At 45.5% G+C, this 11,931-nt stretch carries 15 protein-coding genes and 2 pseudogenes; 8 read left to right on the forward strand and 9 right to left on the reverse strand.

Translation table 11 applies throughout. From position 1 onward, the window contains the following. Positions 1–110 precede the first annotated feature (110 nt). On the reverse strand, positions 111–1,157 hold the full coding sequence (gene pdxA / locus D0A34_21095; protein ID UNU22398.1) for a 4-hydroxythreonine-4-phosphate dehydrogenase PdxA: 1,047 nt from the start codon (positions 1,155–1,157) through the stop codon (positions 111–113). Between the two features lie 121 nt (positions 1,158–1,278). Here pdxA and D0A34_21100 point away from each other — a divergent pair, with 121 nt between their 5' ends. From D0A34_21100 to D0A34_21110, 3 genes are all read left to right on the forward strand, one after another. Beyond that, positions 1,279–1,383, forward strand: coding sequence for a cytochrome B6 (locus D0A34_21100; protein UNU20999.1), 105 nt, complete (start codon positions 1,279–1,281; stop codon positions 1,381–1,383). A gap of 197 nt (positions 1,384–1,580) precedes the next feature. Continuing rightward, entirely contained in the window at positions 1,581–2,558 is a 978-nt protein-coding gene (locus D0A34_21105) for an NAD-dependent epimerase/dehydratase family protein (GenBank protein ID UNU21000.1), read from the forward strand. A gap of 1 nt (position 2,559) precedes the next feature. Beyond that, positions 2,560–3,477, forward strand: coding sequence for an NAD(+) kinase (locus tag D0A34_21110; protein ID UNU21001.1), 918 nt, complete (start codon positions 2,560–2,562; stop codon positions 3,475–3,477). Between the two features lie 100 nt (positions 3,478–3,577). Here the strand turns inward: D0A34_21110 and D0A34_21115 are convergent. The 5 genes and pseudogenes from D0A34_21115 to D0A34_21135 all read right to left on the reverse strand — a co-directional run bounded on the left by D0A34_21115 (position 3,578) and on the right by D0A34_21135 (position 6,574). Continuing rightward, a pseudogene (locus D0A34_21115) lies at positions 3,578–3,700 on the reverse strand (AAA family ATPase). Positions 3,701–3,845: 145 nt separating this feature from the next. Then, positions 3,846–4,415 carry a hypothetical protein gene (locus D0A34_21120; protein UNU21002.1) on the reverse strand — a complete coding sequence of 190 codons (570 nt, stop codon included), beginning with the start codon at positions 4,413–4,415 and terminating at the stop codon, positions 3,846–3,848. Positions 4,416–4,922: 507 nt separating this feature from the next. Then, positions 4,923–5,256, reverse strand: a pseudogene (locus tag D0A34_21125) (hypothetical protein). Next, positions 5,253–5,483 carry a DUF433 domain-containing protein gene (locus D0A34_21130; GenBank protein ID UNU21003.1) on the reverse strand — a complete coding sequence of 77 codons (231 nt, stop codon included), beginning with the start codon at positions 5,481–5,483 and terminating at the stop codon, positions 5,253–5,255. Before D0A34_21130 ends, D0A34_21125 begins: the two are co-directional and overlap by 4 nt. Positions 5,484–5,626: 143 nt before the next feature. Next, complete coding sequence (locus tag D0A34_21135; protein ID UNU22399.1) at positions 5,627–6,574, reverse strand: GTPase Era; 948 nt, start codon at positions 6,572–6,574, stop codon at positions 5,627–5,629. Between the two features lie 472 nt (positions 6,575–7,046). On the opposite strand from D0A34_21135, the gene D0A34_21140 reads away from it, so the two are divergent. After that, on the forward strand, positions 7,047–7,478 hold the full coding sequence (locus D0A34_21140) for a hypothetical protein (protein ID UNU22400.1): 432 nt from the start codon (positions 7,047–7,049) through the stop codon (positions 7,476–7,478). A gap of 440 nt (positions 7,479–7,918) precedes the next feature. On the opposite strand, the gene D0A34_21145 is transcribed toward D0A34_21140, so the two are convergent. Further along, complete coding sequence (locus D0A34_21145) at positions 7,919–8,191, reverse strand: hypothetical protein (protein UNU21004.1); 273 nt, start codon at positions 8,189–8,191, stop codon at positions 7,919–7,921. Positions 8,192–8,442: 251 nt separating this feature from the next. On the opposite strand from D0A34_21145, the gene D0A34_21150 reads away from it, so the two are divergent. The 4 genes from D0A34_21150 to D0A34_21165 all read left to right on the forward strand — a co-directional run bounded on the left by D0A34_21150 (position 8,443) and on the right by D0A34_21165 (position 11,027). Continuing rightward, positions 8,443–9,000, forward strand: coding sequence for an NUDIX hydrolase (locus tag D0A34_21150; protein ID UNU21005.1), 558 nt, complete (start codon positions 8,443–8,445; stop codon positions 8,998–9,000). An 81-nt stretch (positions 9,001–9,081) separates the two neighbouring features. Next, positions 9,082–9,837 carry an ATP-binding cassette domain-containing protein gene (locus D0A34_21155; protein UNU21006.1) on the forward strand — a complete coding sequence of 252 codons (756 nt, stop codon included), beginning with the start codon at positions 9,082–9,084 and terminating at the stop codon, positions 9,835–9,837. Between the two features lie 53 nt (positions 9,838–9,890). Further along, the gene (locus D0A34_21160) at positions 9,891–10,352 is read left to right on the forward strand and encodes a DUF29 domain-containing protein (GenBank protein ID UNU21007.1); all 462 of its coding nucleotides are present in this window, start codon (positions 9,891–9,893) and stop codon (positions 10,350–10,352) included. Between the two features lie 33 nt (positions 10,353–10,385). Next, positions 10,386–11,027 (forward strand): ABC transporter permease, encoded by a 642-nt coding sequence (locus D0A34_21165; protein UNU21008.1) that lies wholly within the window; start codon positions 10,386–10,388, stop codon positions 11,025–11,027. On the opposite strand, the gene D0A34_21170 is transcribed toward D0A34_21165, so the two are convergent. Together D0A34_21170 and D0A34_21175 are read right to left on the reverse strand one after the other, a co-directional pair. After that, entirely contained in the window at positions 11,014–11,649 is a 636-nt protein-coding gene (locus D0A34_21170) for a DUF1802 family protein (GenBank protein ID UNU21009.1), read from the reverse strand. The two genes, D0A34_21165 and D0A34_21170, sit on opposite strands and share 14 nt — an antisense overlap. Continuing rightward, positions 11,633–11,875, reverse strand: a complete 243-nt coding sequence (locus D0A34_21175; protein ID UNU21010.1) for a hypothetical protein — start codon at positions 11,873–11,875, stop codon at positions 11,633–11,635. The genes D0A34_21170 and D0A34_21175 overlap by 17 nt, the downstream gene beginning before the upstream one ends. Between the last annotated feature and the right edge of the window lie 56 nt (positions 11,876–11,931).

An 11,931-nucleotide genomic window follows, 5' to 3' on the forward strand; every position in this document is an offset into this window, starting at 1 on the left:
CCAAACGTGATTTTAATCGACCGAAGGAAATTACCAGCTTGCTTGCCGCCTCACCCCAGCGAAAATCAATAGGAATGACACAATTTTTCCAAGCGTCAGGCGTACTAAAGCTATCGCCTTATTTTAACTGCTGTTCTGCGACTAGCCAACTGGGCCGCCAACTGCAATGCTGCCTTCATGCTGGAGGCATCTGCAATCCCCTGACCTACAATATCAAAAGCTGTGCCGTGATCCGGAGAGGTGCGGACAAAAGGCAAGCCAATTGTAGTGTTGACTGCTTTATCGAAAGCCATCAATTTTACTGGAATCAACCCCTGGTCGTGGTACATTGCCAAGTAACCGTCGTGAGCTTCCTTGGCTAAACCGTACCAAACTTTAGCCGGTTTTACCCACAGGGTATCTGGGGGGACTGGCCCGTCTAACTGCACTTGAGGAAAGCGATCGCGCTGCGTTTCCAACCAAGGTATCATCCAGTCTTGCTCTTCATTTCCCAGTTTGCCGTTTTCGCCGCTGTGAGGATTTAAGCCAGAAATCGCAATTTTCGGTCTTTCCAGCCCAAAATCTTCCCGCAAACAGTCTATCAGTAATTCTAGTTTTTCACTCAGTAATTCGGGACTCAACGCATCGGGGACTTGACGGAGGGAAATATGTGTGGTAGCCAGTAAAGTTACGAGCGTCCAGCCACTGTGGGGAGATGTGGCGGCAAACAGCATTCCGAATCGCTGCGATTTTGCTCTTTCTGCGAGGAGTTCTGTTTGTCCGGGATAATTGTAACCGGCCGCCTGCCAGCAAGTTTTGGAAATCGGGCCTGTCACGATGGCGGAGAATTCGCCGGCAATGGTACGGGCGATCGCACTTTCCATGTAAGCAAAGCTAGCCGCCCCGCTAGCTGCACTCCCGACACCGGGGACAATTTCGCCCCACTTGCTGTCTGGTTCAATATCAATAATGTTTAATGTTTCGGGATTTGCCGCTTCTGCTGCTGGATTGCTCGATCGCAACTTATCGTAAGTTTCCTGCAAAACTCTCCTAGAGCCTATAACCGTTACTCTCAAGCCAGTAGCGGGCTCTGCCAACGCCTTGAGAATCACTTCCGGGCCAATTCCCGCCGGATCTCCCAGAGTTACAGCTAGTTGTGATTCCCGATCGAGACTCAAGGCAGTTTTCTCCAACAAAATACAGCAATTTCGGCACTGAAATTTTAGCATTCATGTACCTGCTTGCCCCAAATTATATTATCTTTATTTAATGCGATCGCCCAATTAGACATATCAAACCATGAATCCTGAAATTTTCACTGCAGCCTTTTTGTCCTTTTCCCTAATTTTCGTGGGTATAGGTGGAGGCTTCCTCCTGCTCAAATTGCAAGGCCGCGAAGAATAAGTTTTTTTCAACCAATCCTTCAGAAGCCTTCTACCTTCAGCCTTCTAGAGTCTACTTGCTGCCGAAAGTCAGCCTTGTGCCGAATATCTCAAGCCTAAAATGAGAAAATTTCAGGTTTTTGTTAAGTTTGTTATAAAAACTTAACAAAAACCTGATACCATCTTATTGAAAGTTTAAGATTCATAATTAATCCCTAGATGACTTTATTGATTTTAGGTGCCACCGGCACTCTCGGCCGCCAAATAGCCCGCCGCGCCCTAGACGAGGGCTACCAGGTGCGCTGTTTAGTCAGAAGTTACAGAAAAGCTGCATTTTTGAAAGAATGGGGCGCTGAACTCGTACCGGGGAACCTTTGCCAGCCAGACAGTCTGCCTCCGGCCCTAGAAGGCGTCAGTGCTATTATCGATGCAGCAACAGCCAGTGCAGCCGATTCTGTCAGCATCAAAAGAGTAGACTGGGACGGAAAAGTATCGCTGATCCAAGCAGCAGCAGCAGCAGGCATCAAGCGTTACATATTCTTTTCCTTTCTCGACGCGGAGAAATATCCCCAAGTCCCCTTGTTGGAAATCAAGCGCTGTACCGAATTGTTCTTAGCAGAATCCGGTCTAGACTACACAATCTTGAGACCTTGCGGCTTTTTGCAAGGACTGCTGAGCCTGTATGCAATGCCGATTTTGGACAATCAGGCAGTCTGGCTGCCCAACAAGCCATCCGCCCTTGCCTACATGAACACTCAGGACGTTGCTAAATTTGCCGTCCGGGCCCTTTCCGTTCCCGAAACGGAGAAAAAAAGCTTTCCGGTGGTGGGAAGTCGTGCTTGGGATGGTGAAGAAATCGTGCGGTTGTGCGAACGGCTGTCAGGGAAGCAAGCCAAAATTACGCGCACCCCAGACGCCTTGTTGAAGGCTACTCGTCAATTTGCTAAGTTCTTTCAGTGGAGTTGGAACGTAGCTGACAGATTGGCTTTTTCAGAAGTTTTGGCAGCCGGAAAACCCTTGAAAGCTCCGATGGATGATGTTTACAGTGTCTTCGGAATCGACCCTAAAGAAACTACTACTTTGGAGTCTTATCTCGAAGAATACTTTAATCTGATTATGAAGAAGCTCAAGGAAATAGAGTACGAGCAGCTTAAAACTAAAAAACGGAGTAAACAAAAAATGCCCTTTACATTTTAAAGTGCCGAAAGCAGGGATTATATACAACGACGTTAAACCTGTGGCTTGTCGCATCGCCGCAGAGTTGGAAGACAAGCTGACTGCCCGCGGCTGGGAGGTTTGCTCGGTTTCTGGTTCCGGAGGAATTCTGGGCTATTCTAGCCCCGATCGCCCGATGTGCCACAATCCGATCGAACAACTCGTCCCCCCCGGTTTTGACAGCGACATGGAGTTTGCAGTGGTTTTGGGCGGCGACGGTACGGTACTGTCGGCATTTCGCCAAGTTGCTCCGATTGGAGTGCCGCTGCTGACTGTCAATACCGGTCACATGGGCTTTTTAACAGAAACTTACCTTAACTTGCTGCCGCAAGCTTTGGAAAAGGTAATCGCCGGAGAATACGACATCGAAGAAAGGTCAATGCTGGCCGTGCGACTGTTTCGAGAAAACGACTGCCTCTGGGAAGCCCTTTGTCTCAATGAAATGGTGCTGCACCGGGAACCGCTGACTTGTATGTGTCATTTTGAAGTGGCGATAGGTCAGCACGCCTCTATTGACATTGCCGCCGATGGAGTCATCATCGCGACTCCCACAGGATCGACAGCTTACGCCCTTTCTGCCGGCGGCCCTGTCATCATTCCCGGAGTGCCAGTGCTGCAGTTGCTGCCTATTTGCCCGCATTCAATGGCTTCGCGGGCTTTGGTGTTTTCCAACACCGAGCCGGTCAAGATTTTGCCGGCGAGTCCAAACCGCCTGGTAATGGTGGTAGACGGGAACGGCGGATGTTATGTTCTGCCGGAGGATTGGGTGCAAGTCGAGCGAGCTCCGTACCAAGCCCGGTTTATTCGGGTGCAATCTTTTGAGTTTTTCCACATTTTGCGGGAAAAATTAGGCTGGGGCTTGCCTCACATTGCTAAACCGAGTTCCGTTGAGTTGCCTTGATAGTTGTTGTTGACACTCCCCGACTATCAAGGTACGGGGATTGTTGGCTCAACCAGTTGGCTTGCTCGTAGATATCATATCAAGTCCTAGCTGTAGGAGACCGCAATTCCCGTTCCCGTTTTTCACCGATTGAAGGGATTTTGATTTCTTTATCTGTTGATAAATCGTAGAATAAAGCAGCAATTAGTGTGGGTAATGTAGGGCGACATTTATCCACCGGAATCCTTAATTCTCGATCGAGCTTCCGAACCATCTCCAAAGTCAGGCAGTGTTTACGAGATAACGATAAAGTTGAGCTGCTGCCGATCGTCCCGATTACCCACAAACACACTTGATGCAGTCGGATCCAACGCAAGGTTGGACTGTGCTTACTTATTTTGGGTAAGCTTACCAAGCAGTGCTGTATGTTTAGCTCTCAAAAACTCAAAAGTTTCTATCACTTCCCGCTCAAAATCAACAGGCCAATTAATTTTTGAATGCCACGAATATTCGACACCTTCCTCCTTCCATCGCTTGTGTTGGATTGACCATGAGTTTTGATGATCTAGAAAAGCAACATAGCTATCAGGAAAACGAGTTCCTTCAATTAAATGTGTTTTAGATGTTAGCAATTCTTTAATCTGCTCATTTCTAGGTAGAAAAGATTTTTCAGCCCAGAACAGCCAAGTTTTAAGTTCTTGTTCAGGAAGTGGTTTACCTTTTATAAAAACATAATCCCTTTGTAGCGTATCAAGGAGATCCTGATACGTTCGACGAGCTTCATAAAGAAGAAAAGCCATTGGACCATATAATTCCTCAAGCTGTCTTTCTACGTGTTTTAACGAAGCTTCTGTTCTTTGTCGTATACGATCGCGTCGATCGGTAAGTATATGATTGACTATCCATCCGACAGCACTAACAGCACCAGCTATTAAAGCAACAACTACTGAAGTATCCATACAATTCGTCACTTAACCTTACAACCTAATTCAGCATTGGTTGATCGTTAACATAAATTTCCCACCCATAGCTTTGAAACAGGGTCTAGATTCAGAAATAAAGCAGTCCAACTTATAATTCGCCGTTGCGGTAAAATACTGAATATAATCGAATAATACCGCAACTTGATGATGTATGTCAACCCCTTCTTACTCCCCATCGAAATCTCCTTTTCTCGATCGAATTCGCCACACGATTCTACTCAATCACTTAAGCCGTCGCACTGAAAAAAGTTATCTTTATTGTATTTTAGATGAGAGTCGATCGCACACTTTCGGCGATCGGAAAAATCGAGACATTCATCACAACTTCTTGACACACGAATCACTGTAACCGAGCGCCCCATATTGTTGTATGAATTTCTGTATTCAACCGTTCTTCCTAGTCGGGTGCATTCTCGCGCCGATCGCCCTTCTGTTTTCTCCATCTGTAAAAAACGTGGAAATAGGCCCAAAGCCATCGGTGCATTATGATAAAGCAAGCAGCGATAAATTCTCGTCTTCATAAAATAATTTAATTGCGTTAAAATGCCCACGTAGCAAATTTTCAATTTGCAATGTCGAACAGTTTCCAAGGCAAAGCCAAATAACTTTCGGGGGATTTCCAAATACTAAGCTCAGGTCGTGCATATCCGCGTCTTTCGAGACAATCATCAAATTATTGTATGAATGCATAATCCCAAACTATTGGGTCGATCGTTGCTTTCATTCCCAGATCTCGAACGTGAAGCGAATTTGGGAAAATATCGCTCAAATGATTCGGCAACTTGGGCGACAAGTTTTCATCAAAAAGTAATTTCATGCCGATAAGGTCGCGGTCATAAACCGACGCTCGCGGTCAGCAGCATAAGCTATGCAGGCTTTTAAATCTTCTCGCGTCAAATCGGGAAAATCATCAAGAATTTCTGCTTCGGTCATCTCGGAAGCCAGGTACTCAAGCACTTCATAAACCGTAATTCGCAAGCCGCGCACACAAGGCTTACCACCGCGTTTATTTGCTTCGATCGTGATGTGGTTTCGGTAGTTCATAGTTGGAATTATCGTCCTTGTGTTCTCGACCTTTGCAAAATCTTAGCCTATGGCTGCGGATCTGGCAAAGTTGTCAATCTTGTTTTTAATCTGCTGCTGAACACATCAGGATTAAGAGAGGGAAACTGCCAACAGATAAAGTTTTATTCTTCTACCCGATAGCCCAATTCCGCCAAACGAGTGCGCGACTGCCGCCACTTCGGCTGCACCTTGACAAATAATTCCAAATACACTTTGCCTTCAATTAACTTTTGAATCTGTTCCCGGGCCGCACTGCCGATCGACTTGAGCATACTGCCGCTTTTACCGATTAAAATGCCTTTTTGGGAATCCCGTTCGACGTGAATTGTCGCCAGAATCCGAGTAATTTTTGCTTCTTCTTGAACAATGTCGATCGCAATTGCTACGGAATGCGGCACTTCTTCCCGCGTCAGCAGCAAAATCTGTTCCCGAATCAATTCGCCCATAATAAAGCGTTCCGGCTGGTCAGTCACCAAATCGGGCGGATAATAATAAGGCCCAACCTCCAAATGTTCGATTAACAATTGTTGCAGCGGCTCGACACCCTCGCCCGTGAGAGCCGAAAATTTCACTACAGGCCACTCAGGATTGACAATTTGCTCGTAAGTGCGATCGATCAACACGGAATCCTCCGGTTGTTCGTCCAACTTATTCATCCCCAAAATCACCGGAACTTTGCAATTGCTGAGAATTTCGACAATATATCGATCGCCCCCTCCCGATTCCACCGAACCATCCACCACAAACAGCACCACATCCACCGACTGAATCGCTGTGCGGGCATTCTGCACCAAAACCTTGCCCAATTGGTGATGCGGCTTGTGAATTCCGGGAGTATCTACAAAAATAATTTGTGCTTCCGGTGTCGTTAGGATGCCCCGCAGCCTGTTACGCGTCGTCTGAGACACCGGCGAAGTAATCGCAATTTTCTGCCCCACCAACTGATTCATCAGCGTTGATTTTCCGACATTCGGGCGTCCGACAATACCCACAAAGCCGGATTTGTAACCCGCCGGAGCTGCGGGAACCCCCATAATGTCCGATACGTCGATAAATTTACTATCTTCCACTAAAATCACCTATTTTCAAGCCCCTTCTCTGTCTATTGTCGCCTGAAAATACTCAAACGCCCATTGGTGCACTCTAGCATCTTTCTCGCTTTGGTATACCTTGCAACAGTCAAAGCTCGATCGAGCCGCAAACCACTGTTAAAACGTGATAGGCGATCGGCAAAACTTGATATCTGAGACAAAATTTGATAAAGTTCCAATGACATCGCTCAAAAATGAATCATTCTGGTAAAACCGACTACCAAATGCTGTAACAACTTCAGATGTGTAAATGTCTAACTCAACTGAAACTATTCTACAGTTTGTCAGGCCAACCAGTTATAACATTTTTGAGAATGTTTGGTAATAAATTAGGTAGATTAAACTCAAACTCAAAAGCTCAATGTCATGAGGCGCTTTTTTCATAAAAGCTACTGTTTTTAGAGCCTACCTAATTAGTGCTAATCGTCATAAAGTTGAGGAGATGAATCAGATGAAATCGAAATTATTTTGGAGTTTTTGCACCGTTTTGGTAGCCAGCCTGCCTGTTCCTGGGTTGGCTCAAACAAGCCCTCCCACAAGCCCTCAAGTAGATTTTGACTACAAGGGTGGCTCAATGAAATACCAGTTGCTACCAGGCAGAATACAGGACAGAACCTTGCCCAGAGCCTTTGACTTTCCGATTATTACCAATGTTGGTACTGACACTAGCATCACCTCGGATTTCCTAATTACCGATCAGTTTCGCGCCCCAGCGGGTCGTACAGAATACACCGGAGCTCTCACCGCCTGGGCAGCATCAATCAGAGAATGTCTCGCCAAACAGCCTCTCTTGATTCGAGCCAGCACTAAGAATCCGGTTCGGATTAATGGCAGAGTAGGCACGATTGTTAGAAACGTAAATAACCGTGCAGTTTGCAAATAAACCAGCAATATCATGACGGCTAAATTGACCGTAATTGCTGTAACGGCGGGTTCACCAATATCTCCAATGCAAGCATCGGTACAGTAAACCCCTCACCGCGACGATATTGTGGTCAATCGACCCTACTTGATATAACTTCCAGTGTGTGAAGACAAAAACTAGAGAGTGTTTTTAAACAAAAAGAGCAATAGGTTTTCTATTGCTCTTTTTGTTAGCGAAATTTCAATTAATATGTATTAGGACTTATATGATGTCCGCTGGAACGACATCATATAAGAGGTTTGCAGAGAGGAATGCAAGTCCTTATCAAACTTTGAGGACTTGCATTCCTCACTGCAAACGACATAATTACGCAGAAACCAGCTTTTGTCCAAAATATCCGGTGGAACCCGAGGGATATGGATTTTAACACCCGGTTTATGAAAGTTTGTCTGCGTAATTCAGGATTTAGTAGCGCAAAATTCATGTGTACTCAGTAATATTTCGCCATAATCAGGAATCCAAGCTAGCCACTGTTCTTCCGAACATTCACACAACAGCCACGCTTCGTCAAAGCTGAATGCGGTTGGCGGATTGAACAATTTAACCCACATAGAAGGAGCCAATTTTGGTGCAGGTACGGCGCAGCCAAATTTTTCCCAGTCGCGGGTGCTGGCGAAGCTTCCTGGGGTTGGTTGGGATGACCAAGTACGAATATCTGTTTGCAGTTTCATAACAACTCCTTTCGAGCTAAGAGTCTACACCAGGGCCGGGTTGTAACAACCCAGGGCGAAGGCGCAGAAAAAATTTATTATGTAGTCTATGCTACGGAATTTCCCAGGCGAATGTGTAAGGTTGTAGCAAAAATTTACAATCGAGAGGAAAACACAGGCTCAAAGCTGAAAAGGTCGATCGGCTATTGTTGCGCTCGGCAACGATAGCCTACCATAGCAAACAACATCTGATTTATTTCAAAAATTCCCACATGAACCAAACTGCAAAATCCCACTGGAAAACTCTAGACCGCTTTGTAGAAATCAACTCTCATTGGGTAAAATTAATCGCGGAACATCTCGAAACAACCGAAGGAAAAACAGTAGAATATTGGCGAGTAGAAAGAGCAGATTCAGTGGTTATCTTGACAATTCAAGCTGACAAATTGCTGTTTCCCCCACCGATGTATCGCCCCGGCGTGGCAGAAGCAACCCTGGATTTTCCCGGCGGTCGCGTACCAGCCCAAGCCACGCCAGCAGCGGCTGTCCCAGCTATACTCAAGAAAGAATTAGGCGTGACAGAAAGCGCGATCGCCCGCATCGAACCGATTAACACCGTCGGCTGGGCAATAAACAGTTCCTTCTCCAATCAAAAACTCTACGGTTTTGTTGCAGAATTGCGCCCGACAGCAACAGTAAACCCCGAACTGATCGGTGCTGAATATCCTCTCACCCCAGACGGAATTCGCGACTTGCTCAAAAAATTAACTTGCCTCCAATGTCGAGCATTACTGCTAGAATGGCAAAATCAAGTCGATTTTAGATTTTAGAGTTTAGATTTTAGATTAGGAATTGTTTTCCGAGGGTCGCCGATTTTAAGTTGCTCAAAACCAAAATCACCAAAACTAATCATGCCTCTCAATAATGAAGTTGCTGTCGAATGCCTCGACGTTACATATCGCCTCAACCGCAGGCATTTAGTAGACAAACTCAATTTCAAAGTGCTGCAAGGAGAAGTTTTAGTATTGCTGGGACGAAGCGGGAGTGGTAAAACTACCACCATGAAATTGATTAACAATTTACTAACGCCAAGCAGCGGTGAAGTTCTTGTCATGGGAAAACCGACAACTCAGTGGAACCCCATTCAACTGCGTCGAAAAATTGGCTATGTGATTCAAGAAATCGGTTTATTTCCCCATTTTACCGTCGAGCAAAACGTCGGTTTAGTGCCGAAATTGGAAGGTTGGGAGGGCGATCGTATTCAATCTCGCGTCCGGCAACTGTTAGAATTAGTCAACCTCGACCCCCAGCACTTCGCCAAACGCTATCCCCATCAGTTATCCGGCGGACAGCGACAGCGGGTAGGCGTCGCTAGAGCACTGGCGGCTGACCCTCCGATATTGTTAATGGACGAACCGTTTGGTGCTTTAGACCCGATTACTCGTCTGGAATTGCAGCGGGAATTCGGTCAATTGCAGCAGCAACTCGGCAAAACTGTGATTTTTGTGACTCACGGCATTCAAGAAGCTTTTTTGTTAGCTTCTAGAATAGGTTTGATGCAAGATGGACGGTTGGTTGAAGTGGGATCGCCCGATGATTTTCTAAAATCTCAGCATCCAGAAGCTCGCGCATTTCTTGAATGTTTGCAAGTAGCTAAATTTGAATGATTTTAGCAAAAGTTTGGTACTATAGTTTTAGTAACTAAGCTGATAATCAAACGATGCACAGTCTTTACGAGACAGACTTCTATGCTTGGACGCAAGAACAAGCCAAGTTACTTCGCAAGTGTCAGTGGAGTCAACTTGACTTGCCAAATTTAATTGAGGAGATTGAATCTTTGGGCAAACAGGAACGTCAAGAGCTTAGAAATCGTTTGAGCATTTTGCTGGGACATTTGCTGAAGTGGCAATATCAGCCCCAGCAGCGGAGTCGTAGCTGGCTGTCTACAATTCGAGTGCAGCGGCGGGACACTCAGAGACTGATACAAGATAACCCCAGTCTGAAACCTTACTTGCAAGAAGCTTTCCAAGAAGCTTATCAAAACGGTAGAGATTTGGCAGTAGGAGAAACAGATTTACCTCTCAAAACATTTCCTCAAAACTGCCTTTACACCTTAGAAGAAATTCTGGACTCTCGCTTCTATCCTGGTGAACAAAGTCCTGAAATGGAAAATGATTTATAAGATTGACAGCAATCAGGAATAACCAATTACCCGATGATAATTTTTATCAACCGCTATGGCGCTGAGATAATTCAGCGCGCCACCGAGCATTTATATTTAGTAACTGTTGCAATTTTTATCGCTATTAGTGTGGGGATTCCCCTCGGGATTTTAGTCACGAGAAAACCAAAATTGAACAAGCCCATTTTGGGATTTGCTAATATTATGCAAACAATTCCCAGTTTAGCTTTGTTTGGCTTGCTACTCCCGGTAAGTGGAATAGACAAGAGCACGGCTATTATCGCCCTCACTCTGTATTCTTTACTGCCAATTATCCGCAATACTTATACTGGTATTGTCGGCGTCGATCCAGCGATTACGGAAGCAGGAAGAGGCATGGGGATGACTGATATGCAACTGTTATGGCAAGTGGAAATTCCCCTGGCACTGGGCGTGATTCTGGCGGGGGTGCGAGTAGCGACAGTAATTGCGATCGGACTTGCTACAATCGCCGCTGCAATTGGCGCGGGTGGCTTGGGGGTGTTTATTTTTCGCGGCGTTGCTACCGTCAACAATCAGTTACTTTTGGCTGGGGCAATTCCGGCCGCTTTAATGGCCTTAGCTGCGGATTTTGGGCTGGGTTGGGTAGAATGGCACCTCTCTAAAACTACCTTAAAAACTATTAATGAGGACTAAAATCCTGGCTACCTTCCGTCAGCGTTGTCACTCTCTGCGAACCAGAAGCATTCGCAGGATTTGCTATCAGATTGCGGATTTCATTTGAGCGTTCAATGTACTCTCGATCGCTCAAAACAGCTTCGCTTCCCTCCAGCGAAATACCATCTGCCAAATCGAGCCAAGAACGGCAACCGCCGTATTCAGGAGTGTAGGGAATTTCGCGGATTTCTGCAAGGCGATAAGCCCGCAGCAATAAAATATAAATTGGCTGATTTTGTTTCCATTTCAGGCGATCGCTGACAAAATTTTCATTCCAAATATGGTACGGAAATAGCGCAGTAATTGCCGGTTCCCAAGCTACCAAAAAAACATCGGTAATCTCAGCCCAACTGCCAATTCTAATAATTTCTGGATGCCAACCAGATTCTACAGTTTTTACCTGACTCGCAAACTCCGGCTTTAATAAACCCGGCTGTTGGTGTTCAAAAGTTGGATACAGCAAAACCTGTTTGTCATTGACATTGAACTGTCCTGCTTGCTCGCGAATTCCCCCCTTCCGCAACAGCACAATCGTTTGACCTTGTTCCAAAGCATTAACTGCTACATTCCATTCTTTCAGCGCCCTAGTAGTTGATTTCATAGGAATTTAGTTGAGTTTTAACAATAATAACAAAAATCGGTATTTTCAAGCAAGTACAGCCATTTTTTCCTGTTAAAATAAGGTAGTCGTGACTATGTAGGACTACCTTATTTTGATAAAGACAATAATTGGTTGGACTACAGAGGGGGCGAACTGCTGTTTTCTTTGTTACTCTAACCGATAAAATAATCGTCTCTTCTGTGTCCCAGCTATTTTCTACTATCACATCGGTAGATGCAGCAATTTTGTCGTTAATTTTTTCAGGACTTTACTTAAACATTT

Source organism: Microcoleus vaginatus PCC 9802 (assembly GCA_022701275.1).
GTDB classification, from domain to species: domain Bacteria; phylum Cyanobacteriota; class Cyanobacteriia; order Cyanobacteriales; family Microcoleaceae; genus Microcoleus; species Microcoleus vaginatus_A.